Origin of the sequence: Halobacillus hunanensis (genome assembly GCF_900166655.1) — a bacterium.
Classification (GTDB): Bacteria; Bacillota; Bacilli; order Bacillales; family Halobacillaceae; genus Halobacillus_A; species Halobacillus_A hunanensis.
The window spans coordinates 916611-941155 of record NZ_FVZB01000006.1; the positions used below are offsets into that span (position 1 = coordinate 916611).

Consider the following 24545-nt stretch of genomic DNA (forward strand, 5'->3'; position numbering starts at 1 on the left):
TCTGCAAGACTCTTCCTTCTCTAAATTCCCAGTATTCATTAGTGCCCAGTACTTAATAGAGTAAATATTATCTTAACAGCACTGGGTTAGATCCGTTCACTCTTAATCTTGAACAAACCCTAACTCATTACCGTCCAAATCAACAATGGTAAATTTCCGGCTGCCGTATGCAGTGGAAAATAACTCTTCTACTACTTCTGCTTTATTCTTTAACCGCTCCCATAATGAATCCACATCATCAACATAGAAATTAAAGCGACCGGGTGTAGGATAATTTTTATGTTCCATTAGAGCGAACATTGCTCCACTTTCATGTTCGAAATGGACATAATTTGGATTTTCTGGTGGCCAAGAACCATCTACGCTAAATCCTAAAACGTCTTTATACCATTTGATTGCTCTATCCAATTCCTTAACATTTGCTCTGACGTGTAACAGTTTGGTCCTCATTAAGTTTTACCCTCTTGAGCTATGATTAGCTAAGATGTATTCAATCGCTATCTAAACTTTGCTAGAAAATATTCTAATGCCAAATTCCTTCTTTTAATTGCATAGATAAATACTTCTACATCAATTTCTGTCACTCCTGCAAAAAAACACCCTTCTTATCAAGAAGGGCGTTATCGCGGGTCAAATTATCATTACTCTTTAGTAAAAGTTTTTGTACTTCTAACCGTATCAATTGGGCGGACCATTTCCTCGATTTCCTTACGTTTCGGTTCTAAGGATGGGGGCAAAGATAGCTTCTCCCCAAGCGTTTCATAAGACTCATCACCCATAAACCCTGGTCCATCTGTAGCAAACTCAAACAGGATTTGCGGAGCGACATTCGCGTAAAGGGACTCAAAGAAATGACGGTTTACATAGCCGGAAGTCCGGAAACCGAAACCGTCCATCCGTTTTATCCATTCATCCAGCACGGAACGGTCCTCCACTCGAAACGCCGTATGGTGAACTGTGCCAAAACCTTGTCTGGCTTGCGGAAGAACGGTGTTATATTCAACGACTACAGCGGCGCCGTTTCCTCCCTCGCCGACTTCAAATAAATGAAAGGACCCTTCTTTATCTATTTCAGTAAATTGCAGAACTTTTTCCAACATGTCTTTAAAGTAATCAACATTATCAACTCGCACAAAAATGGGACCCAATCCAGTAATAGCGTATTCTAAAGGAATCGGACCATTTTGCCATGGTGTACCAGCAGACACGCCTTCATTATTTTCATCGGATATTAGTTGATAGTGCTGATCATCGAAATCCACGAAAGATAGCACCTTTTTACCAAATTGCTTCTTAATGCCGCTATGCTTTACCTTTAGCCGATCAAAACGCTTCACCCAATAATCCAAAGCTTCATCACTTGGTACTCTGAAAGAAGTTTTCGAAATCTCATTCGTTCCGTGGACGCCTTTAGGAATACCAGGGAAATCAAAGAATGTCATATCCGTTCCCGGACTTCCTGTATCATCGGCAAAGAACAAATGGTAGGTTTGAATGTCATCTTGATTAACTGTTTTCTTAACTAAACGCATTCCTAGCACGTATGTGAAAAATTCATAATTCTTCTCAGCACTGCTCGTAATCGCTGTTACATGATGTATGCCTTTTAATCCATTCATATTATTACTCCTCCCTATATGAATCACTTTTATAACTGGACTTTTTATTAAAGTCATTGATTTATCTTTAATTCAAGATAAATGTACTATTTATTCTACCTTCTGTCAATCAGGCCGATTTATCCTACCCAACCATATCCATGGCTTACTCCAGCACGGCAATTAGTTTATCCTGTTCGAACCTCGGGAATAAAACTAGCAAGGTAAATTTTCAAGGAGGCAATTCAAATGTTTCATAATGAAAAGAAGATCCACGGCTATCAGATTAATGCAACTGATGATGAATTAGGAAAAGTTGAATCATTTCTGTTTGATGATGAGAGTTGGACGATTCGCTACCTCGTTGCGGACACCCGAAAGTGGCTTCCAGGACGTACCGTACTAATCTCACCAATTTCCATCACAGCTGTTAACCACGAAGAAAGTCATGTAACGGTACAATTATCAAAAGAGCAAGTGAAGGACAGTCCGAATATCGATTCAGAAAGCCCAGTATCCCGTGAACAGGAGTTGAAATTAAACCAATATTACGGTTGGGGCAGTTACTGGGGCGGTCCTGGCGTTTGGGGTGCAAATATGTATCCTAACCACCTGCTGGGAGAACACCTTGTTCAAGGTTCCCTTAACACGGAGGAAGAACCTGGAGAGTCCCATATAAGAAGCACCTCGGAAATTGAGAATTACGAAATTCATGCGGAAGATGGCGGGGTCGGTCATGTTGAAAGTTTCCTTTTAGATGACGAAAGCTGGCAAATCCGCTATATAATAGTAGATACGAAAAATTGGAAATCTGGAAAAAAAGTGCTTGTCGCACCTGCATGGATTACGGAAGTGAAATGGGAGGAAAAGAGAGTTTATGTTTCTCTTAATCAAGAAAAGGTTAAAAATGCGCCTGAATACGATCCTGATTCCCCTATTTCAAATGCATTCGAAGAAAAGCTTCACAACGCTTACGGAAAAGAATTTTCTCACAATAAATAAGTGGTCGCTTCGATTACTCTAAGTAATTATAAATACCCAATTTTTCTCTAGATTCATAGAGAGAAATTGGGTATGAATTAAGAATCTATTTTCAAACTGTCCTCAATGACCTATAGTTTAACCTTTGCATAAACGCATGTATCCCGAAGCTCTTTCCCATCCGCCGACCGATCTTCGTTTCTAAGAATTCCTTCAAAATCAAAATTCAATCTCTCGGGTATTGCTATGCTCTTCACATTATTAGAGTCGCACCTTATCTCAACACGATTAGCCCCCAATTCTTTAAAAGCAAAACCTGTTATCCCTTCTACAGCTTCTGTTGTATAACCATTTCCGCAAAAACGAGTATCGCCCCAGTATCCTATCTCAAACTTTGGAACTTCCCAATCTATACGATGAAGGCCCGATGAGCAAACTAGCTCTCCCGTTTGTTTGTGAAAGGCAAGCAGTCTTAAGTCCTCTCTTTTCAAGAAATTAATGTGTGCTTCCCGAATGTTGATTTCCGTCTCCTCTTCACTTTGATCGTTCTGAGCAAAGGGCATCCACGGCTTAAGTTCATTTATCGAAGCTCTAAGAGACTCATAGACTGCCTTCCCATCCCCTGGTTTCGGGAGCCTGACAAATAAACGCTCGGTTTCAAATTTATGGGGAAAATCAAGCAGTATAGGGTTCATCGAGGATCCCCTCCTTCATTGTTCTACCAATTTTCAATTACCGCTCTATTTAACAAAGGTTTTTTCTAACTCTTTCATGACATCGCGTGCTCCTGAGCTTTTGTTCGAAAGGACGGCAAGCTTCATTTCTGACTGCGGATAGAAAGCAGCGTGAAAACTTACCCCAGGATCGTATCCCATCACGTGGTATTTATAGATAGTACTATGTTTATAGTAGATCCATAACCCATATCCATAATCAACTTCTTCATTCACTTGGGCATAGGGAGTCAGCAGCGTGTTTGTCGTTTGTTCATCCAATAACTTATAATCCATCAAAGCCTCCCATAGTTTGATCATATCCAACGCAGATACAAAAGCACCGCCATCCGATCCACCTTTAATCGGAACAGAGTACGCATTCGTTCTCCATGTCCCATCCCGTTGATCGATGTACCCATATGCAGTGTTTCCAGGCAGGCTATCAAGGGAGAAATAACCCGACTGATCCATTCCGCACCGCTCGAAAATGTTTGTTTCCACATATTCTTGAAAAGAAGTACCCGTTTGTTGCTCCACAATTAACCCCAGCACTATGTATCCAGCATTGTTGTAATGAAATTTCTCTCCTGGAGTAAACATCATTTTTCCGTGTTGAAACATTGGGAGAAAATCCCTTAGATTTTTCAACAAATACATTGGGGTTTGTTTCCAAACATCTTCAAAGTCCTCCATTCGTTCTTCATCAAAATAGTCTGCCATCCCCGAACTATGGGTTAGCAGGTGATGGATGGTAACTCTTTCATCAACATACGGAAATTCAATATCTAAACAATCTTTTAGTCGTGTTTGAAAGGATAGCAGGTTATTTTCAACTAGTTGCGCAATGGCTATAGCCGTAAATAATTTGCAGCCAGAGGCAATTCCAAAGCGGGTATTGATTTTATTCAAACTCTCATCAGCTCGATTAGCATGGCCAGATGCGGATTGAAATAAAACTTCCTTGTGATCTTTCACCAATACTGTTCCAGAAAAGCCATCCTCTTTGATATGATGTTCCATTGATGTTACACCCTTCTTATCCAATAACCTCACCCTCCTTCATCTATTCGATCACTTTCTTAAACACATAACTTGCCTTGTTATAATCCATTCGTTCCTCATAAAACCGATGGGCATCATTTCGCTGCAACCCTGACGATAAAGCCACTGCTTCAAAGCCATGCTCCTTCGTCCACTCATGGACAAAAGAAAGTAGTTGACCACCATACCCTTTTGAGCGATTCTCCCTGCTTGTCACAAGATCACATACCCATACAAAACGTCCGTAATAAAGAGTGATCATTGGTTTAAAACCCGTTACAGCGACAATCTTTCCTTGATCATATAGTGCAAAAAGCTGATAGCTGTCCTTTTCCCTTGCTTCTGTAACAAGCGCTAAATACGTTTCTTGATCTAAATGGGTACGAAGTTGTTTCATGACTGGAAAAGCTTCTACGATTTCTGTTTCTGATTTTAACTCTTTAATTTCGACACCGTTCATGAAATCCCTCTTTCTTAACGAAAATGATATTTTTCTTTATGTCCCGTCCCGAGAAAGTTTAACATTTTCACAAAACCACCCCGATCTTTTCTTAAGAAGAACGACTATGCTCACTATTCATAAACACAAAGTCTTCTTTAGCCGGTTGCTTGGCAATAGTCTTTTGCGACTTACTTGCAGAGAATAGCCTGCGATACCATTGATTGCGTTCGATAGGCACCCCAACACGTTTTTGCTGGACTTCCTTAATGCCCTGGATAACAAACTGCATGGCAACGATGACCACCATGAATGCAACGAGTGGAGGGATAATGTACCACCATCGCCCCGTCATTAAAGCATTCTTAGATGAACCAATTAGACCGGACCATTCGTAAGTTGTCGATTGCGGCGGGTCCGGCATAAACGGAGTATGTGAAACATCCGTACCGCCGAAAAAGATGCTAAACACGCCCAAATGAATGAAGATTAACAAGGTCTGAATAAACTGTTGACCAAATACAATCCCCATTCGAGCGCTTAAGTGCGGCAGGAGATGTCTCCACAATAAATGAACTGAACTGCCTCCTAGCACCTTAGTACTCAGGACAAATTCTTCTTTCATGATTAGTTTCATTTCATTTCCAAATAACGTAATAAGGAGTGGCACAGCCAGAATGGTGAGAACAATCCCTTGATAGATAATCCTCTCCATTTCTGTTGTCGTAAAACCGCCTGGAGGCATCCAAAGCACAGGCCTTAACAATAAATAAGCAATAACCGTTAAGGGTAAGAAATGCATGCCGTCTGCCAATTTCTCCAGCACCCGCTGCAGCTTCGGAGGACAGAAAAAAGCGTAAGGTATGGCTAGGATAAAGCCGATTGCCACTCTTAGCAAAGCAATAGCTATACCAAATAAAACCGTGTACTTTGCTCCAGTAAGCATCTGATCCAATATACTGTAGCCAAGCTCATCTGTCCCGAGGAAGACATACTCGTGGGAGTGAGGTGCGGCGCTGACTAATATTCCATTGTCGTCGTAAATGTGATAGAACTTTTCAACAAGAGGATCAGCTGTAGCCGTGTAGATCAAACTGGTTGCAACAATGGCAAAGATGACCCCAAATCCAATCAGAAATTTTACATTTTTGAAATGCACCCCCACTTCCCGAACAAACAGTCTAACTAACTTTCCATTTGGCTTGAACGAAAGAGAGCCGAGGAACCTGTTCATCTTCAAATTAGTCTCTTCTGCAACCCTGTTTTCTTTAAAGATAAACAGCTCTGTTCCTTGGTAAAAAATGAAAAACGGCGTGAACAGCATAACAAGGATTAAAAATGTCACAATCGGTCCAAAATCACTCATAAAGGCTGAAGTAATCCCATTAATGTTGAAAATATACTCGATAATCAAAAGGCTCGATAAAGCTCCCCACAGGATAATTTTTGAATGATAAAATATGCTTTTTATAATGTTCCTAAGAATATGGACGTTAAGGATAAAGGATTTAACCATCCCTTTACTTTTGGCGAACTGTACATAGGATTTCGTCATTTCTTCGTCCAATTGAATTAATATAATTTTATAAAGAGAAACCATAGGAAGAATGGCTAATGCTGCGATGGGAAGAGCATAAATCCTTTCCTGACCAACTGTAACGAAATCCATGAACAAGATCCCTGTCTGTTTATACAGCCACACAATTACCAGCTGAGCACTGAAGGCGAGAAGCAGGTCGGGAACAGCTTCAACTAAATTAAGCAGCCTCATTACAAGCCTTTTTAAAACAGATGGCAGGAAAAAGGTGCCAATAGCAAATAAGAAGGCGAGGACAAATCCCAATGCAATCGCCCCCATGAAGATGGTCATAGAGTAACGATAAGGATCCCAAAGATATTCAAGTAATGGCACCGGATTCCCTTTGAAAAAATACACCCACTCCGACGGATGGATCACTGTTTGGAACAAATATATTAACTCGCTAATATAGGCGGATGCATTAAAGAAAGTACCTGTTTTGAATAAGGCTGGTGAAGCACTGATTAAAAGAATGCCAACTAAGCCAAAAATATAATACAACATAAACTTGATTAATTTCATTCTCAAGCCTCCTTTAGGCTTTCCAGCCATATTTCTAACCTTTTTCAATTTTAAAAATAGTCAGTCACATATGTATAAAAAAAGATATACTGATTAACAGTATACCTTTCCTACTACTTATACTAATGAATCCGGCGAATTTTTTCAATAAAATTCCAACCTTCTGTTATTTCCTCACTAGAATAATTTTGTTTTCCTTTTACAATGTGTACTTTTTCCGTGATTTCATCCTTAGGTAATTGTTCAAAGAAAAGCATAGTGGAAACGAGCTCCAAGAACCGGGAGCTCTGGGCCCCCATTTCTTTAATATGTTCATCAAAAGGCGGCAGATGTACATTTGAATGTTTAAGAAAATCATGGCCCGCCTCCGTCATTCGGTAACGGTATTGATAATAATTCTTTTTCTCTTCTTTTGTTTCACTTATGAAACCCAAGTTGCACATTTCCTCAATCCTTAACGTCAATTCTTCAGAATAGGGACCATAAAAATGAAATTCATAACGTTCCTCAAACGGAATATCACACTTTTTCAAGATATAAATCATCTTTTGCAGCTTTTTTCGTCCGACGATATCTTCAGAGCTTGAGAAGAATTGCATTAACTTTGCGTGATTCTCCAACATGACAACTCCACCCCTTATCCAAACAAAATTTCCATAATACGCTGTTTCGTCTTACTCCGGTCCGGCATTTCCTCTAATCGATCAAGCGGTATATATAATTTATGATCTGTACGTTTTTTCCCAGAAATCGATTCAACAATATCTGAGAGACGGGATAACTCCTTAAGTTCTTGGTTGGGCTTTAACAAATGGATAGGGAGCCGCTCCCCTTCTTCGCCAGGACGGTAAAAATCATATGGTAAATCTGAGCTTGAATCGACAACCAAATAATAGTCAGGATTCAACCCTGCCTCCTGGAACAGCCTATACAGCTCCATCCATTCGTTCATCTGTGAATTTGGATTAAACTCTATGTACTTTAAGAGTCGGCGGTTAACGAATCGATCACAAAGGTCAGACAGTATAGGATCATCCTCTTCCATCCACATTTGAAAATAGTAAAGTGTGATAGACTCATCCAACGCTAAATATTCCTTTAAATTTGGCTTCTCCGTGAAAAAGGAAAGAAAATGTGTCGGTTCCAGTTTGAAGGTGTATCCTTCCTCATACAGCTCTTTCGCACGGTGAAGAATTTTTGACAAAATCACTTCAGCACTCCGTGTCACAGGGTGAAAATAAACTTGCCAATACATTTGATAACGACTCATAATATAATCCTCGACTGCATGCATTCCACTTTCTTTCACAACCACCTGGTCCTCCATCGGACGCATCACCCGAAGAATCCGTTCCATGTCAAAATGTCCGTAACTTACCCCTGTAAAATAGGCATCACGCTGCAGATAATCCATTCGATCCGCGTCAATTTGGCTCGAAATCAGACTGACCACGAGTTTATTTTTATATGTTTTATTAATAACATCCGCCACTTTTTTTGGAAATCCTTCCTCTACTTTAGAGAGCACTTGATGGATTTTCGTGTCTCCGAGCAAGATTGCCTGCGTGAAATCCTCATGATCGAGCTTAAAGACTTTTTCAAACGAATGAGAAAAAGGCCCGTGGCCGAGATCATGCAGCAGGGCGGCCGCTAAGCAAAGCAAGCGTTCCTCTTCATCCCAATTAGGGCGGTCTTTAAAGTTGCTAATAATTCTACGTACAATCTCGTACACTCCGAGTGAGTGGTTGAAGCGGCTATGCTCAGCTCCATGAAACGTTAAGTAGCTCGTCCCTAACTGTCTAACTCTTCTTAGACGCTGAAATTCAGGTGTGCCGATCAAGTCCCAGATGACTCGGTCGCGTACATGAATGTAGCGATGTACGGGATCTTTAAATACTTTTTCTTCACTTAATTTCTCGTCACGATAGGCCATTAGCTTGTCCTTTCTTCACGACATTTTCTATAATTATATACCTTTTTTCAGCATAAAAAAACATCTTGACAAAGCAAAGAACCGGACATTTATATGACCGGTTCTCTAGAGATAAGGTATGGAACTTCTTCTATTCATAACGGAAAAATTGGTGGGTACACCCTACCAGTTCCGCCTCTTACCCTTTATGAGGATCAACGTAATCTGGAAAGTCGGTAATAATACCATCTACCCCTGCTTCTAAAAGAAAGTTTGCAGATTCACGATCTCTCACAGTGTAAGGGTGGGTTTTCATGTCATATTCATGAATTCGTTCAACGAGATCTTTCGTAATCATAGCTTTATTAGGGTTAAAATAATCGGCATACGATGAGAATTCGGCCAGCTGTTCATTGGACACTCCATTTTCACTATAACCAAGCAGCACCCCTATCGGCACTGATGGCAGAATCGAATGGAATTTTTTCATAGATTCATGGTCAAAGGACTGCACAATGATTTTTTCATTTTCCGGCTTATGCATATTGCGGGAAACAAGTGCATCGGCTACCTTTTGTTCAATCCCTGGGTAAAGGGACGGTGACTTCAGTTCAATTAATATTCCTGATCTCCCTTTAAATTCATCAAGCACTTGACCGAGTGTTGGAATTTTTTCACTAGCAAATTCCTCACTGAACCAGCTCCCCGCATCAAGCTGCTGCAGCTCTTCATATGTAAAATCTCCCACTTGACCAGAGCCATTTGTCGTACGGTCTATTGTTGTATCGTGAATCACAACTAGCTTGCCATCTTTACTCATTTGAACATCAAGCTCAAACATTTCTGCCTTCATATCAACTGATTTTTCAAATGCTGCCATCGTGTTTTCAGGTGCATAGCCGGAAGCTCCCCTGTGTGCGATTGTGATAGTTTGCTGACGATCCCTGTTTTTAATTTCATTAGCGGAAACATTGGTTGCTGATGTACTGAATACTCCCATAAATAATACCCCCATGATGAGAATGAACAAAAAACGTGGCATCTCTTCCTCTCCCTTCCTATCCTTACTTTCACTCTACAAAACTTACATTAATAGAGTATTAGGGAAGCATTAATATAATGTAAGGAAATACAGGAAAAAAATAACTCCCTCCGTAAGTACTACGAAGAGAGTCCTCTTATCATGGTTATACCTTTTGAAGGATTTGTTTAAGCATTGTGCCGGTCTCATCATAATTCTTGTGCCATGAGAACGCCTCCTCAAGAATATGAGGGGTCTGGCCCCCTCTGGAAACAGCTTGATTGTAGTAGTCCCAAAGTTGGTCCCGATAAATAGGGTGGGCACAGCGCTCGATTATTAACCCGACACGTTCCCTTGGAGCTAATCCGCGTAAGTCTGCATACCCTTGTTCCGTTACAACCACATCTACATCGTGCTCCGTATGATCAATATGAGAAGCAAATGGGACTATGCTGGATATACTTCCATCTTTAGCGATTGACTTTGTTACGAAAATAGCCAGGCGGGCATTACGAGCGAAATCTCCCGAACCGCCAATCCCATTCATCATTTTTGTACCCGCTACATGCGTAGAATTGACATTGCCATAGATATCAAACTCTAAGGCCGTATTGATTGAAATCAAGCCGAGACGGCGAATGATCTCAGGGTGGTTTGAAATTTCCTGTGGTCTCATAATTAATCGACCACGATATATATCCAAGTCATTAAACACTTCTGTCATTTTTTCGTCAGATAATGTGATTGAACAACAGGAAGCAAAATTGACTTTTCCAGCATCCATTAAATCGAATACAGCATCTTGCAGCACTTCTGAATACACTTCTAAGTTCTTAAATTCTGAGTCGATCAAGCCATGCAGAACAGCGTTAGCCACAGAACCGATTCCAGATTGGATGGGCGCAAGGCTCCTTGTTAAACGCCCGGCATTAACTTCTTCCCGTAAAAAGGAAATCAAATGTTGGGCCATAATAACTGTGTCCTGATCCGGCTTCGTTATGGTTGATGGGGAGTCCTTTTGATCTGTAAACACAATGCCTTTTACCTTTTCTGGGTCAACTGGAATTCCGACTGTTCCGATACGATCATCCACTTTTGTTAACGGAATCGGATCACGCTCTCCCTGTTTGCCAGGGGCATATAGGTCATGAAGCCCTTCTAGGTTAGGTTGTTTCATGTTGATCTCAATTATGATAGATTCTGCATGCTGGGCGAATGCTAATGAATTACCAATGGAAGTCGTCGGAATCACCATACCGTCTTCCGTTATTGATACCGCTTCCAATATTGCGTAATCAATAGTTTCTAACACATTTCCTCTCACTAATTCAGACGTGTGAGATAAATGATGATCAACAAATACATGTTCACCATTGTTAATTTTACTTCTCATTGTCGAGTCTGCCTGAAACGGTAAGCGTTTATGAATAATGCCTGCTTGGGCGAAAAGTTTGTCTACATCTGATCCTAAGGAAGCTCCAGTAAACACGTTTACTTTAAATTCTTCTTTTTTAGCTCGTTCTACCAGTGAAAATGGTACCGCTTTCACGTCACCTGCACGTGTAAAGCCACTTAAGCCTAACGTCATACCATCCTTAATCCATGAGGCGGCTTCTTCTGAAGAAACAACACGTTTCTTCAAGCGGGAATCTTGAATTCGTCCGTAATCATTTTCCATTCTATCGCCTTCTTTCATAACTTTTAGAATTATTTTAACTTATTCGCTCAATGATTTGAGGAAAATGAAGGGGAATAGAAAAATGACGGATGAACCAGCAGATTCTTTGAGTAAAACAGCAACCTTTAAAACCCGAGTAGTTTTCTAAAATAACTGGAGTAAGATTGACTGACGGGAATACTTGCTCCATCGTCCATCGACAGCAAAAATGTCGAATGAGTGTCAGGATAGATCTCCCTGATATGATTCACATTGACGATAAACGATCGATGACAGCGGACAAACGATTCCCTTGGCAACATATATTCAAATTCTTGAAGTGAATTTTTATGTGTGCCACAAAATTGATCTGACCATACATATGCCTTACGATCTTTCACTTCTATGTATTTCACTTCGGCAAAGGGAAGCGGCTTCCAGCCATCCAGGGTTTTAACCGTGACGACTGATTTTCCATCTGTGAAAGCCGGATGAATCGCCATTACACATCCTTCGAGTTTTCCATTATGATGAAAAGGAACAGCCATCCCATGGTAGGGAACGCCAAATACATCACGGTTAATAAATTCAGAAACTTTCTGTTCTGTCATGAGAGCTTTATGTGCAATCGTTCCTTCTTTAACAGGATCACCTGTTCCAATTTTCAAATCAATCCGTTTACTTGGACGATAATAAATATATTCCTTAGTATTTGATACGGCTATCGATATTTCATCTGAAAACAACTCACCAATCACATCTAATAGAGAATCTTTCGTAAAACTCTCCATACTTTTAAACACCTCCCCACGATATCTCATTTCTTCTAGTTTAACGGATCTTTAGAAAGGCAGACAAATTGAACCTGTCTACTCCAACTGTTTCTGTTATAATTACTTTGTTCTATTAATAAAGGAGTAACGTATTCATGAACCATATTCATACCTTATTACATCCCAAAATATATCGCTTCATTGATCAAAGCAGCCTCGGTCCCGGATTTTCTGCGCTTCAATCCTTTGCGACGGACGATGCTCTGGCAATTTCCGTTGGACAGGGCACTTCCTCTACGACAGCCAGACTTTGGGTGCATCATAATACCATCGTTCTCGGCATACCTGACGCCCGCTTACCCTATATATCAGAGGCTGTCGACTATTTAAAATCTGAGGATTATCAAGTCATTGTCCGAAATTCAGGCGGACTTGCGGTTGTGCTCGATGAAGGGGTTCTCAACCTATCTCTCATTTTTCCAGATTCAAAAGAGGTCAATATTCATGAAGGCTATGAGGCCATGGTCGTGTTTATCAAGCATCTGTTCGCTGATCTCACGAACCAAATCGAGGCCTATGAAATCACACAATCCTACTGCCCGGGAACCTATGATCTGAGTATCAACGGACGGAAATTCGCAGGGATTTCCCAGCGACGTGTTAAGCATGGATCGGCTGTACAAATTTATTTAGATGTAAGCGGAAATGGCGAAGAGCGGGCCCGACTGCTAAAAAACTTTTATGAAATAGGAAGGCGCGAGGAAGAAACGCGTTTTGTTTATCCAGATATTGACCCCTCTGTGATGGCGTCGATGAACGAGCTGCTCGGTACTAAATTGAGCGTTGCAGATGTAAGGGATCGAATTCTGTACCAGTTGAGTGATTTCTCTGAAAATGTTGTTGTGCAGCAGCTTGAGGGCGAGGAAATGGATACCTTTAATAAACGCTTTGAACAAATGATTGAGCGAAATGCAAAAGCACTCGAGCGTATTGAGTAAAAAATCAGCCGTGAATTGTACGAAATCACAATAAATTGCATGTAATATTGAGTAATTGCACGGATTCTTCGATAATTGCATATAAATCTCGTATTGCACATTTTCCTGATTAATTGCATATTTCACAAAAAAATCCCGAAAGCTGATACAGCTTTCGGGATTTCCTTATAGTGATTGAGCGGCAGTAATAATGGCTAGTTTGTACACATCGTCTGAATTGCAGCCACGTGATAAGTCATTCACTGGCTGGTTCAATCCTTGCAGAATCGGGCCAACCGCATCAAAGTTTCCTAAGCGCTGGGCGATTTTATAACCGATGTTCCCTGCTTCAAGACTTGGGAAGATAAACGTGTTGGCTTCTCCTTTCAACGGAGAATCCGGCGCCTTTTTCTCTGCTACAGATGGAACAAAAGCAGCATCAAACTGGAATTCCCCATCAACCAGAAGCTCTGAATTCTGCTCTTTGGCAAGTTTCAAGGCATCCGTTACTTTTTCAGTTTCAGGAGATTTCGCTGATCCTCTTGTTGAGAAGCTTAACATCGCAACTTTAGGGTCGATGTCGAACAGCTTGGCGGTATCAGCACTAGCCAGAGCAATTTCAGCTAAGTCCTGGCTGTCCGGGGAAATATTTATTGCGCAATCAGCGAACACATATTTTTCTTCGTCACGAACCATGATAAACACACCGGACGTTTTTTTGATTCCTGGCTTAGTTTTAATGATCTGCAAAGCGGGACGAACAGTATCAGCTGTAGAATGAGCTGCTCCACTAACGAGGCCAGCCGCCTCGTTCATATAAACGAGCATCGTCCCAAAATAGTTCTCATCTTTAAGAATTTCGCGAGCCTGTTCCTCGGTTGCCTTTCCTTTACGACGTTCAACGAAACTCGCCGCCATCTTATCGGAACCTTCATAGCTTGCTGGATCGAGAATGTCTGACGTAGAAATATCAACACCAATTTCTTTTGCCTTCTGTTCTATTTTTTCTTTTTCTCCAACTAGTACAGGTTTGATTAAACCTTCTGCCCCTAGTTTACCGACTGCTGTTAAAATGCGTTCATCTAAACCTTCAGGAAACACGACTTTCTTGCCTTTTCCGTCAATTTTGGCTTTCAATGTATCAAAAAGATCACTCATATTGGACCCTCCCATTTTCATTTCTGTACTATATGATAAGACGTTTTGTGTTTAATGAAAAGTAATATGATAGGATTTTTTTCATTAAAACGATTACATCTTCACTGTACCCTACTTTTTTGTTCACAATACGTTCACAGTGCTTGAAATGATGCTTCAAGGGCGATTGTGTTATATTGAAATAGGAAGTATTACTTAAACTTTAGATAAAAGGAGCGATTTTGCCATGCCAGAAACAGTAAAGACAGCGGATGGTTGGTACGCCCTGCACGATTTCCGCTCAATCGATTGGACTTCATGGAAGTATGCCAGCAATGAAGAACGCGATCAGGCGATCAGCGAATTCCACCAGTTGATTGGAAAATGGGAAGATACCGAAAAAAACAAGCAAGGAAGTCATGCATTATATACGATAGTTGGACAAAAGGCAGATCTCCTGATGATGTTTGTACGCCCTACGATGGAAGAGTTAAATGAACTGGAAACAGCTTTTGAAAAATCTAAATTAGCTGAGTTCACCTATAAAGCCTACTCTTATGTTTCAGTTGTGGAACTTTCCGATTATATGGGCGAAGTGGATGAAGAAGATCCAAATATTAAGGCGCGATTGAATCCGATCCTGCCGAAGTGGAATCATATTTGCTTCTATCCGATGGACAAGCGACGTCAAGGTAATGATAATTGGTACGTTCTTGAAAAAGATGACCGCGCCAAACTCATGTACGCCCACGGTATGACTGGAAGGCAGTACGCAGGTAAAATTCGTCAAATTATTACCGGTTCAATCGGTTTGGATGACTGGGAATGGGGCGTTACATTGTTTGCTCATGACGTACTGCAGTTTAAGAAGCTCGTTTATGACATGCGCTTTGATGAAGTGACCTCTCGCTACGGCGACTTCGGTTCTTTCTATATTGGCAATATACTGAAACCAGAATCTGTGGACCGATTCCTTCACGTATAAACCTAATGAAGACAGCCCCCTATAAAAGGAGGCTGTCTTTCATTTTGCACATTTACAGTTATTTCTTACATTTACTTCCACCTCAGGTCATCCAGAATCTGGATGACCTGAGGTGGAAGTATTTGGGGTGTTTTATAATTTACTTAGCTACACACTACACTGCTCTTTTTTGGATGTTGAGGCTTCCGATGGTGTAAAAGGTGATAAAGGCTGCGCCGATGGCAACAAGCAGTGACTGCATTGGAACAGAAAACACTTCTCCTTGTGGCATCATCATCACAAACGGCTGCACCCATGGATAAACTGGTCTGAACGTTTCCGAATTCGCAACTAAAATATTCGGTAATGTTAAGATCACATTTAATGTAAACGGCGCTGCAAAACTTGACCAAATCATCGCCAGCCATAACGTGAGTGCAATTAACGGCAATGTAGCAACCAACCCACCTGCCGTGCATTTCAAGACAAATTCAGCAGGTACAGTCCCTTCAAGCCCTTTCCCATACCCTACTAACAGATAGATGGCAAAAAACATCAGCTGATTGATAGCAGTCAAACCAAATACAATCAAAAACTTTGCTAAATAAACCTGCTGCCTGCCAACCGGCATACTAAACAATCGCCGCCAGCCTCCATGCTGATGTTCATACCGGCAAATGAACCCAGAAAACACACTGATCATCAGCGGAAGGAGCAGCAATGAATGAGCAGGGGACATGACAATAAAAAAATGTTTCCATTCATTAGATATTTCAGGTGGAAGAGAAGCGGTTAAACCTACAATGCCAGCTAAAATAGGACTGATGAATAGCAGAAGCCATACTTTGGTTTTACGTATTTTCAAAAACTCTGAAGCTACTAATGAACGTACCATCAGGCAATATCCCTCCTTTTGAAATCAAACACACCAACTGTAATAATAAGGAGGCCGACCAATAGCCCTAGTCCTACAAATGGCAGGGGATCTTTTCCCGGAAACATCAGCGGCCATTTCCAAATCAACCAGTCCGGAGCTTTATAGGCATACGTCGAAAAAACGGCACCAAATATCCCTATAGCCAGCGGGCCTGCTTGATTTTTTGCCACGATCGACATCCATAGCTGAAGAGCTAAAACAGGCATTCCAGCAAAGAAAGGGTAAAAACTATTTTCCAGGATAGCGATCATTGAAAAGTCCCAGCCAAATCCTAATCCGATGCCAAGGGCAATCGTTCCAATAAATAATAGAATGGAAGATATCCCGATCATGAAGGCCGTCACGATAAATTTAGAAATTAACACATCTTTTCTTTTTACAGGTAAAGCAAGTAACTGCTTCCAGGAAGTCTGTTTATGTTCAATCGAAGCAATTTGTGACGCTAAAATAGTCATCCCCAATAACAGAGCGGGACAAACGAACATATTGACAAACTGAATCAAACTGCCCCACCGATCAGGATACCGCTGCATGATCCATTCATATCGGACACCGTAATTGACCATTTGAAGGGCAATCACCCCAAACGGTCCGAGGAACACGAGCAGCCAGAACCACTTGCGTCTCACTTTTAATAAATCAGCTTGCAGAATAGGAAGCATTTGCCTCGCCCCCATCGTTCGTCAAATCCAGGAAAATATCTTCCAGGGACTGACGCTGTTCCTCGATTCGATATACAGGAATTCGCTGATGGACTAATGTGGCTGTAAGACCAGAAATGTACTCGTCACTGCCTTCTTCCACATAAATATATTCTTCATCATGTTCGACCACATATCCTGAAGACAGAAGTGTAGATTTAGCTGCACTGCCGTTACCTACTCTCATACGAATCTGCGGCCGAGCCCGGCTCCTCAATTTCTCAATCGAGTCTTCATAAATCATCGTCCCCTTCGAAATAATACCAACCTTTGAAGCCATTTGATCAATTTCACTTAACAAGTGACTGGAGATCATAACCGTGATCCCATATTCCTCCGGCATTGACTTAATTAACTCTCTAATCTCATGAATACCTGATGGATCAAGTCCATTTGTCGGCTCATCTAAAATAAGCAGCTCTGGCTCACCAAGTAATGCAGAGGCAATACCTAACCGCTGTTTCATACCAAGGGAGTATTCTTTCACAGCTCTGTCACTATCCTTTGTTAATCGAACAATTGATAATACGTGATCAATTCGTGACTTCGGTACCTGCAATAGTTTTCGCAAAGCTTCTAAGTTCTCTCGCCCCGTTAAATGTTCATAATAAGAAGGTGACTCTACAAGGGACCCGACCCTTTTGAGAATCTCAATCCTATGACTCTTTAAATCTTTATTAAACATCTTAATACTGCCGCCACTTGGTTTCATTAAGCCTAACAACATTCTAATCGTCGTCGTCTTTCCTGCCCCATTCGGTCCGAGGAATCCATAGATTTCCCCTTTTTCTACCGTAATGTCTACTCGATCAACTGCGTTTGTTTTTCTAAATGTTTTCAGCAGTCCTTTTGTTGCAATGATTGTTTCACTCATCTTCATCACCTCTATATCAAGCATAGACGGTCAGGTTTAAATTCAGGGAAGGCTTTCGTTTAAGTTTTGTTTAAATTCATGAAACCTTTTGGAGTTGCATCCGTAAGTTATAACGAAGGAGATGATTCCATGAAAAATCAGCCCCACATCGATTTGCCTACCTCTACTTTTGAGAAATTATCCACTTCTATTTCCTTTCTTGTGATGGTCACCACATTTATTTACTTGGTAGTCATCTGGAATAACATTCCCGATACCATTCCTGTCCATTTTGATTTGAGCGGAGAACCTGACCGTTTTGGCGGCAAGTGGTCCATTGTTGCCCTTCCAATTATTTCTGTCTTCATTTGGGTAACCTTTACGATGCTTGAAAAATATCCACACGCGTATAATTACATCGTCACCATCCATGAACACAATGCGGAAGCACAATATAGAAATGCTGTGCTTATGCTTAGTGTGCTAAAACTAGTCATTTGCCTTCTATTCTCATATTTAACTTGGGTCAGTATTCAAGTTGGGATGGGGCACCTAAATGGCTTGGAGGGGTGGGGAATGTTGATCACTCTTGGCGGAACGTTAGGAGTAGTCCTGATATTTCTTGTTCGCTCAATACGACTAAAATAGGACGCCCGCTGCTAAACCTGGGCGTCCTTTGTTATAATATCTATTCTAGTTCCCTCATGAGTGGAGCTAATTCTTAAACGCATCCCCATTTCTCTTACCATTAAATCGACGATTGATAACCCTATGCCCGCCCCTTTCTGTGTCGACTGACCTTTCATACCAGGGCCGTGATCCTGAAGGGTGATCATGTGTTCTGAGACAAAAATACCTGCGTAACCTCCTAGTGAAGCATAACGAACAAGATTTTGTAATAGGTTATCCCATACGCGCTCCATCCACTTAGGGTCCACCTCCCAGTAAACGGGCATCTCTGCTGTTTGCAGGTCCACGTCTATCTGTTTTCCCTCTAAAACCGGATACCAATGGGCTGCGGTCTCCCGCATAAACCGATTCATTTCAAGTTGCTCAGGATGATAAGGGTACTTTTTCCCGGACAAAAGTGTAAATGATAGTAAATTATCGATTAGGTTGCTGACATAGTCGATTTTATTATGGACTGATTGTAATTTTTCTTTTCCATGTTCGCTCGACACTTCCGGACTGATTCCATTCATGGAAGCTCTGATTGTTGTCAACGGTGTACGCAAATCATGGGATAAATTCGCGATCAGTTCCCGTCGAATCTTCTCTTCCTGCTGTTCACGCTGACGGCTCTCCTCAAGTTCGTGTACCATCCGGTTAAAGCTTGCCTCCAATTGACCGATTTCGTCGTCATAAGACTTCTTAACAGGAAGAGGAATACCTGTTTCCTTCCTAAGTTCCATCGCCTCCTGCAACCGCATCAGCCGCTTATGGAATTTCTTAAAAAACACCCACGATAGAAAGATAAAGACAATCATAATACATCCAAATGCCACAAAAAAGATGTAATCGTAACGCTCACTCAAATTCGTAATCGGAGGATCAATAAATTTACGGTCCAGCTGGACAACCATAAATCCCTGGTCCTCTGTCTCCCCTATAAAAGCAACGACTGTGAATGGATTATTATCATAGTTGCTTTTCATAAACTGTATCGTATAGGCTGAGGACCACTGTTTAGGCAATGAGCCATCGTAATTCACGGTCTCTGAAGTTTCCCCCTGTGCATTCACCCAAAACATAGCAGCAGCTGGGAACTCAGAATGGAGTTTATGAAGCCTGGAACTAATTTGCTCCCTTGTTGCTCCATTCAACGCATCCGCCTCTTGGTGCCATCTTTGTTCAAATGTATCAAAGTCTCCATAGGGCTCGTTTGGATTTTCGATTGCAATCCCAGGCAAATAAACAATCATAGATATAAGGGGAACTGAGATCGGAATCATTAAAACAGCAAACAAGATAAGCAGTAAATATTTTGCTTGCAGTGATTTAATCCATTTCTTCATCCCTTCACCCTATAGCCGATCCCGCGAATCGTCTCGATAATACGAGGATTAGAAGGATCTTTCTCCAATTTTTCTCTTAAATGTCTAATATGAACCATTAAAGTTTTATCTCCTTCTCGGAAAGGTTCCTGCCAAACCCCTTCATAAAGCTGTTCCTTCGTCAAAATCTGATTCAAATGTTTCAGGAAAAACCTGAATATGTAGAATTGCTTTCCTGACAAAATAACCTCTTCTTTCGTTTCTCTATTATGAATGATTTGGCTCTCCTGATGAATATCTAAGTGAGCAATTTTAAGCGTTTGATTTCGTGATCGTTCATACTTTCTGAGCTGCACTTCGATTCTCTTCAACAGCTCCTCTGGATGAAAAGGCTTTGTCAAATAATCATCCGCAAATTCCAATCCTTCTAATTTATCATCAATCGAAGTCCGGGCCGATAACATAATAATTGGAATCGATGCATCCAATCGCTTCAATCGGCGGCCAATTGAGAAACCATCAAGACCCGGAAGCATCACGTCTAATATGATGAGGTCATACAAACTTAAGTCTGCTGGCAGGTTGATGCCTGAAGTCAACCAGTTCGTCTCATAGTTATGATCAATGAGCTTGTGTGTAACCCATTCTCCAATCTCCAAGTCATCCTCTAAATATAAAATGTTCACGGTGCCCCCTCCTTTTTACTGTATCTTACAGTTATCATACAACATCTAAACCAATTTTCTAATCTTTTAATCATATCTAATGGGTGATGGCTCATATAGTGGTTAAGAGTCAGCTTTCGAAGGACATGTAAAAGTGAGGTGACAGTGTGGCTGTCATTCCTAAAACTACAAAAGGTGTAAAGCTGCTTGCTAGATTAATGAGAGCTGAAGCAGAAGGCGACGGCAGACTCGGGATGTTAATGGTGGGAAATACCGGTGTTAACCGTGTAAGAGTAAACTGTCTGGACTTTACTGGAATTGATTCTATTCGAGACATGGTTTTTCAGAGCCCAGGGGGATTTGAGGCTACACAAAAGGGATACTTCTACCAACGGGCACGTGAAAAGGACATTAATCTTGCACGCAAAGTGATCAAAGGAAACAGATACCATCCCGCTTCCAATTCTCTCTGGTTTTTTAGACCACCAGGGGATTGCCCAGCCCAGTGGTACGGACAGCAGAATTCAGGTAGGTATAAGTCCCATTGCTTCTATAATCCTCTTAGTTCCGAATGTCCAAAAGCTTATTAATAGGTAAGGAGTGATGATCATGGATAAACATCAACAAGGACCACAAGATGAACAAGGAGGTGGCAAGAAACAGAATCCGGCCCCTTATTATCCTTCAGTAAACTACTACCCAGGTATGCCTTATAGACAAGGTGGCGGCTCGCAAACAGGGGCCCAAGGCGGGGGTATGCCAGGTATGCAGGGCATGCAGAACAATGGTATGCCAGGCGGTGGTATGCCGGGAATGCAAGGTGGAGGTATGCCAGGAATGCAAGGCGGTATGCCGGGAATGCAAGGCGGTATACCAGGAATGCAAGGCGGCGGTATGCAAGGTGGAGGTATGCAGCCGGGATCCCAACAAGGAGGCCTTCAAGTTCCCTCAATGCCTCAGACGCAACAGACAGGCGGCGGTGCCTACAACCCGCCAAGCATGCTCCCGATGCAGGAGTCGTACATTGAAAACATCTTACGATTAAACGAAGGAAAAAGAGCCACGGTTTACATGACTTTTGAGAGCAATGAACAGTGGAATGCACAAATATTTAGAGGAATTATAGAAGCTGCTGGACGCGATCACATTATTTTAAGTGATCCGGAAACGGGCAAACGTTATTTATTGTTAATGATCTATTTAGATTACATCACATTCCCTGAAGAAATAAACTATAGCTATCCGATAGAGTAAATGAGCTAATTCTCACCACATTAATAACATGTAGAGAGCCCACTATGTCATAGTGGGCTTCCTGCATCATTCTAATTCAAAGAGGGTAATGATTATGAAACACCCCTATGAACAGTACTACAAATTACAATTAGCTACACTGCTGGCAGCTGTTATCCTTGCCATTGTTGCCCTATTCAATCTAGGGCATCAATGGATTGTGCTTCTTATGTTCTACATTTTAGCTGTCAGTCTGGCTATTGAAGCTTTCATCGAACTAAAAAAGCAGCAACTGGTCTCCTGTATAAGCCAGCTGCTGCGTGCAGTCATTTTGTTTATTTTTGTTACAATTCTTTATTTTTAAAGATGTTTAAGAACAGCATATCCAAGCAAGATCCAGCCGATCAAAAACGACAACCCGCCAAGCGGTGTAATCATAGCAAATGTTTTAATACCGGTAGGCGCATAAATATAGAGACTTCCTGAGAACAACAGGATTCCAATGAAAAAGAACCATCCTGCACTTGTCATCATCCCGGTCTGGATTTTGCTCATTAATAATCCCGTGACGAGTAATGCCATCGTATGGAACATTTGATAGTCCACTGCTTTTCCCCATTGACCTAAAGCTTTCTCAGAAACCTTCCCCTCTAACCCGTGTGCACCAAATGCACCCAGTGCTACGGCAAAAAAACCGTTTATAATCCCCAGTATTAGGAATAACTTCATGATCTCCACTCCCTAAAAATCAAAGATTGACTTTCCGTTTGCCTCATCATGGTCCAGACTCGATTTATCCTCGGACCTTTCTGGGACAGGTTTATCAGATCCCATCATCTGACGAATCTCCTCAACGGTAGGTTCATGGATAGACTCTGACGAATGTGTGGACTCTGATCCTTCCTCTAATACAAGATCAGAAAGCAATTTTACAGCACGTATATGTTCACGAACTTTTTGATCATCCCCATGATTCAGCATTGCTTCCTGAATTTCACTAGACATTTTTTTTAAAATGGTTTGATTCGTTATAGCCATTCTTACTGCTCCTTTTGCGTGATATTTCATACCACATGTTCTACGTTTATCATCTTAACATGCCGTTGATCTTATGTCTCACAAGAACAAAGGGAATCCCGAAGTGGAATTCCCTCACAATGTCTATTAAATGATACCAAGTGCTTGCAAGAAAATAAGAATAATAACAATAGGCGCAATATATTTGACGATCTTATACCAAATCCCGCCTACAATAGAATTCGCCATATCGGCACCTTGCAAAGCCTGCTCTTTGGTGAAATACCATCCTACAAACAGGGCCATCGAAAGACCTCCCAATGGCAGCAGGATGTTAGAGGCGATAAAGTCCATGGAATCTAAAATGTTGTTATTGCCAATTGGGGTTACCCCAGACCATACCCCAAAGCCTAGAGATACAGCAATTCCAATTACAAACATTGTGATTCCGACAAGGATAGTCGTAAACTTGCGCGACCAATTAAAGATCCGCATAAAGTATGCGGTAGGAACCTCAAGCATGGAAACAGACGAAGTTAAGGAAGCAATGATAATAGCAAAGAAAAATACAATTCCTATTATTCCGCCAAGAGGCATGTGTTGAAAGATTCCCGGCAGCGTTATAAAGACAAGCTTCGGTCCAGAAGCTGGATCAATGCCAAAAGCAAATACAGCAGGAAAAATGACCACACCTGAAATAACAGCAAAACTGGTGCCAACGAGACCGATTCCGAGAGTTGCTCCAGGCAATTTATTTTCTTCTGAGAGATAACTGCCATATGTCAGCATAGCCCCCATCCCGAGACTGAGGGAGAAGAATGCCTGCCCCAGTGCTGCTAGATAGATCGATGGATCACGAAGAGAGGACCAATCCGGATAGAATAAGAACTTCAGCCCTTCCACTGCCCCATCTAATGATACACTATAAACCGCAAGGACAATGAGTATGATTGCTAGAATAGGCATAAATAGTTTATTAATAAATTCGATACCTTTGTTCACTCCGCCTAACACAACAAAGATTGTAAAAGCCATAAACACGGCCGTCCAGAAGACAGGGTGCCAGGCATGTGTCGTAAACTCTCCAAATGCCCCAGCATAGCCTGCAGCTGGCTGAGTGAAAAATTCACCGGTTAGATACTTCCAGAAGTAATAAATGGACCAACCTGCCACAACACTATAGAATCCTAAAATTAGAAATGCACTAATCACACCGAAAAATCCGGATAGAAACCACGGGGTTCCAGGAGCAAGCTTTTTAAAAGAACCGACTACATCGCTCTGTGCTTTTCGACCAATACTAACTTCCGTTAATAAGAGAGGCACGCCAATTAATAAGACGAATACAAGATACAGAAGTAAAAAGGCGCCTCCTCCATTATTTCCCGCTACGAAAGCGAATCGCCAAATATTTCCCAGCCCTACAGCTGAACCTAAGGCGGCAAGCATAAAGCCCAGTCTCGTCCCCCATTTTTCCCTTGCCATAGTCTCTTCATCTCCTTTCATTCTATTTAAATATTCCTCAGCATATCATATATTCAAAGCTTGCACGACAGACAACAGACAATTGCAATTTATTTACAGCCTGATATCAATTGTCGAAGTTGTTGAAGGCTTTGATGGAGTAGGGTCTTTGACTTTCCATTCAAACTGCATGCAACTTATTCCCGTTGTTCTTAAAATGAAGTCTGACGGCATCTCTTTTCCTTTAAACCCATAAGCTTTGCATCCTCGCGGGAATTTCGGGTTCCAGGTAGAAAAGAAATGCTTACACTTAAAACAATTGACCTTACCCATGCTACCCCTCTTTCTAGACAGTTATATGATA

The 24545-nt window shown here is 41.4% G+C and carries 27 protein-coding genes; 7 read left to right on the forward strand and 20 right to left on the reverse strand.

Annotated features, from left to right (window positions below):
• Positions 1-102: 102 nt before the first annotated feature.
• Together B5354_RS10135 and B5354_RS10140 are read right to left on the reverse strand one after the other, a co-directional pair.
• Complete coding sequence (locus B5354_RS10135; RefSeq protein WP_079528384.1) at positions 103-450, reverse strand: VOC family protein; 348 nt, start codon at positions 448-450, stop codon at positions 103-105.
• Positions 451-641: 191 nt separating this feature from the next.
• Positions 642-1619: a ring-cleaving dioxygenase gene (locus B5354_RS10140; RefSeq protein WP_079528385.1), complete on the reverse strand. Its 978-nt coding sequence runs from the start codon at positions 1617-1619 to the stop codon at positions 642-644.
• A 228-nt stretch (positions 1620-1847) separates the two neighbouring features.
• Between B5354_RS10140 and B5354_RS10145 the strand changes: the two genes are divergently transcribed.
• Positions 1848-2600, forward strand: coding sequence for a PRC-barrel domain-containing protein (locus B5354_RS10145; protein ID WP_079528388.1), 753 nt, complete (start codon positions 1848-1850; stop codon positions 2598-2600).
• Positions 2601-2710: 110 nt separating this feature from the next.
• Here B5354_RS10145 and B5354_RS10150 read toward each other — a convergent pair whose 3' ends face one another.
• From B5354_RS10150 to B5354_RS10190, 9 genes are all read right to left on the reverse strand, one after another.
• Positions 2711-3274 carry a GNAT family N-acetyltransferase gene (locus tag B5354_RS10150; RefSeq protein ID WP_079528390.1) on the reverse strand — a complete coding sequence of 188 codons (564 nt, stop codon included), beginning with the start codon at positions 3272-3274 and terminating at the stop codon, positions 2711-2713.
• Between the two features lie 45 nt (positions 3275-3319).
• Positions 3320-4315 (reverse strand): serine hydrolase domain-containing protein, encoded by a 996-nt coding sequence (locus B5354_RS10155; RefSeq protein ID WP_079529140.1) that lies wholly within the window; start codon positions 4313-4315, stop codon positions 3320-3322.
• A gap of 43 nt (positions 4316-4358) precedes the next feature.
• Positions 4359-4796, reverse strand: coding sequence for a GNAT family N-acetyltransferase (locus tag B5354_RS10160; RefSeq protein ID WP_079528393.1), 438 nt, complete (start codon positions 4794-4796; stop codon positions 4359-4361).
• 91 nt (positions 4797-4887) lie between these two features.
• Complete coding sequence (locus tag B5354_RS10165; RefSeq protein ID WP_079528395.1) at positions 4888-6876, reverse strand: ABC transporter permease subunit; 1989 nt, start codon at positions 6874-6876, stop codon at positions 4888-4890.
• A 122-nt stretch (positions 6877-6998) separates the two neighbouring features.
• Positions 6999-7499: a YwgA family protein gene (locus tag B5354_RS10170; RefSeq protein WP_079528397.1), complete on the reverse strand. Its 501-nt coding sequence runs from the start codon at positions 7497-7499 to the stop codon at positions 6999-7001.
• A gap of 14 nt (positions 7500-7513) precedes the next feature.
• The gene (locus tag B5354_RS10175) at positions 7514-8809 is read right to left on the reverse strand and encodes an HD domain-containing protein (RefSeq protein WP_079528399.1); all 1296 of its coding nucleotides are present in this window, start codon (positions 8807-8809) and stop codon (positions 7514-7516) included.
• 178 nt (positions 8810-8987) lie between these two features.
• Positions 8988-9830, reverse strand: coding sequence for a glycerophosphodiester phosphodiesterase (locus B5354_RS10180; RefSeq protein ID WP_079528400.1), 843 nt, complete (start codon positions 9828-9830; stop codon positions 8988-8990).
• 145 nt (positions 9831-9975) lie between these two features.
• Positions 9976-11487, reverse strand: a complete 1512-nt coding sequence (gene scpC / locus B5354_RS10185; RefSeq protein WP_079528403.1) for a succinyl-CoA:acetate CoA-transferase ScpC — start codon at positions 11485-11487, stop codon at positions 9976-9978.
• A gap of 125 nt (positions 11488-11612) precedes the next feature.
• Entirely contained in the window at positions 11613-12257 is a 645-nt protein-coding gene (locus B5354_RS10190) for a LytTR family DNA-binding domain-containing protein (protein WP_079528405.1), read from the reverse strand.
• 137 nt (positions 12258-12394) lie between these two features.
• On the opposite strand from B5354_RS10190, the gene B5354_RS10195 reads away from it, so the two are divergent.
• The gene (locus tag B5354_RS10195) at positions 12395-13237 is read left to right on the forward strand and encodes a lipoate--protein ligase family protein (RefSeq protein ID WP_079528407.1); all 843 of its coding nucleotides are present in this window, start codon (positions 12395-12397) and stop codon (positions 13235-13237) included.
• A gap of 165 nt (positions 13238-13402) precedes the next feature.
• Here the strand turns inward: B5354_RS10195 and pta are convergent, their stop codons facing one another.
• The gene (pta, locus tag B5354_RS10200; protein WP_079528409.1) at positions 13403-14374 is read right to left on the reverse strand and encodes a phosphate acetyltransferase; all 972 of its coding nucleotides are present in this window, start codon (positions 14372-14374) and stop codon (positions 13403-13405) included.
• Positions 14375-14600: 226 nt separating this feature from the next.
• On the opposite strand from pta, the gene hemQ reads away from it, so the two are divergent.
• On the forward strand, positions 14601-15338 hold the full coding sequence (gene hemQ / locus B5354_RS10205; protein WP_079528411.1) for a hydrogen peroxide-dependent heme synthase: 738 nt from the start codon (positions 14601-14603) through the stop codon (positions 15336-15338).
• Positions 15339-15492: 154 nt separating this feature from the next.
• On the opposite strand, the gene B5354_RS10210 is transcribed toward hemQ, so the two are convergent.
• From B5354_RS10210 to B5354_RS10220, 3 genes are read right to left on the reverse strand one after another with little or no spacing between them, the layout of a single operon-like run.
• Positions 15493-16212: an ABC transporter permease gene (locus tag B5354_RS10210; protein ID WP_079528413.1), complete on the reverse strand. Its 720-nt coding sequence runs from the start codon at positions 16210-16212 to the stop codon at positions 15493-15495.
• Positions 16212-16916: an ABC transporter permease gene (locus tag B5354_RS10215; protein ID WP_176142458.1), complete on the reverse strand. Its 705-nt coding sequence runs from the start codon at positions 16914-16916 to the stop codon at positions 16212-16214. The genes B5354_RS10210 and B5354_RS10215 overlap by 1 nt, the downstream gene beginning before the upstream one ends.
• The gene (locus tag B5354_RS10220; RefSeq protein WP_079528418.1) at positions 16894-17829 is read right to left on the reverse strand and encodes an ABC transporter ATP-binding protein; all 936 of its coding nucleotides are present in this window, start codon (positions 17827-17829) and stop codon (positions 16894-16896) included. The genes B5354_RS10215 and B5354_RS10220 overlap by 23 nt, the downstream gene beginning before the upstream one ends.
• Positions 17830-17958: 129 nt before the next feature.
• On the opposite strand from B5354_RS10220, the gene B5354_RS10225 reads away from it, so the two are divergent.
• Positions 17959-18456: a DUF1648 domain-containing protein gene (locus tag B5354_RS10225; RefSeq protein WP_176142459.1), complete on the forward strand. Its 498-nt coding sequence runs from the start codon at positions 17959-17961 to the stop codon at positions 18454-18456.
• Positions 18457-18467: 11 nt separating this feature from the next.
• Here the strand turns inward: B5354_RS10225 and B5354_RS10230 are convergent, their stop codons facing one another.
• On the reverse strand, positions 18468-19823 hold the full coding sequence (locus tag B5354_RS10230) for a HAMP domain-containing sensor histidine kinase (protein WP_079528422.1): 1356 nt from the start codon (positions 19821-19823) through the stop codon (positions 18468-18470).
• On the reverse strand, positions 19820-20488 hold the full coding sequence (locus B5354_RS10235; protein WP_079528424.1) for a response regulator transcription factor: 669 nt from the start codon (positions 20486-20488) through the stop codon (positions 19820-19822). Before B5354_RS10235 ends, B5354_RS10230 begins: the two co-directional genes overlap by 4 nt.
• 146 nt (positions 20489-20634) lie before the next feature.
• On the opposite strand from B5354_RS10235, the gene B5354_RS10240 reads away from it, so the two are divergent.
• The 3 genes from B5354_RS10240 to B5354_RS10250 all read left to right on the forward strand — a co-directional run bounded on the left by B5354_RS10240 (position 20635) and on the right by B5354_RS10250 (position 22064).
• Positions 20635-21057 carry a cell wall hydrolase gene (locus B5354_RS10240; protein WP_079528426.1) on the forward strand — a complete coding sequence of 141 codons (423 nt, stop codon included), beginning with the start codon at positions 20635-20637 and terminating at the stop codon, positions 21055-21057.
• 115 nt (positions 21058-21172) lie between these two features.
• Positions 21173-21721 carry a spore coat protein GerQ gene (gene gerQ, locus B5354_RS20740; protein WP_425432126.1) on the forward strand — a complete coding sequence of 183 codons (549 nt, stop codon included), beginning with the start codon at positions 21173-21175 and terminating at the stop codon, positions 21719-21721.
• A gap of 94 nt (positions 21722-21815) precedes the next feature.
• Positions 21816-22064, forward strand: coding sequence for a hypothetical protein (locus B5354_RS10250; RefSeq protein ID WP_079528427.1), 249 nt, complete (start codon positions 21816-21818; stop codon positions 22062-22064).
• Here B5354_RS10250 and B5354_RS10255 read toward each other — a convergent pair.
• From B5354_RS10255 to B5354_RS10265, 3 genes are all read right to left on the reverse strand, one after another.
• Positions 22061-22429: a DUF423 domain-containing protein gene (locus B5354_RS10255; RefSeq protein ID WP_079528429.1), complete on the reverse strand. Its 369-nt coding sequence runs from the start codon at positions 22427-22429 to the stop codon at positions 22061-22063. The genes B5354_RS10250 and B5354_RS10255 overlap by 4 nt on opposite strands.
• A 12-nt stretch (positions 22430-22441) precedes the next feature.
• On the reverse strand, positions 22442-22738 hold the full coding sequence (locus tag B5354_RS10260; protein WP_079528431.1) for a YwdI family protein: 297 nt from the start codon (positions 22736-22738) through the stop codon (positions 22442-22444).
• 126 nt (positions 22739-22864) lie between these two features.
• Complete coding sequence (locus B5354_RS10265) at positions 22865-24202, reverse strand: sodium-dependent transporter (protein ID WP_079528433.1); 1338 nt, start codon at positions 24200-24202, stop codon at positions 22865-22867.
• Between the last annotated feature and the right edge of the window lie 343 nt (positions 24203-24545).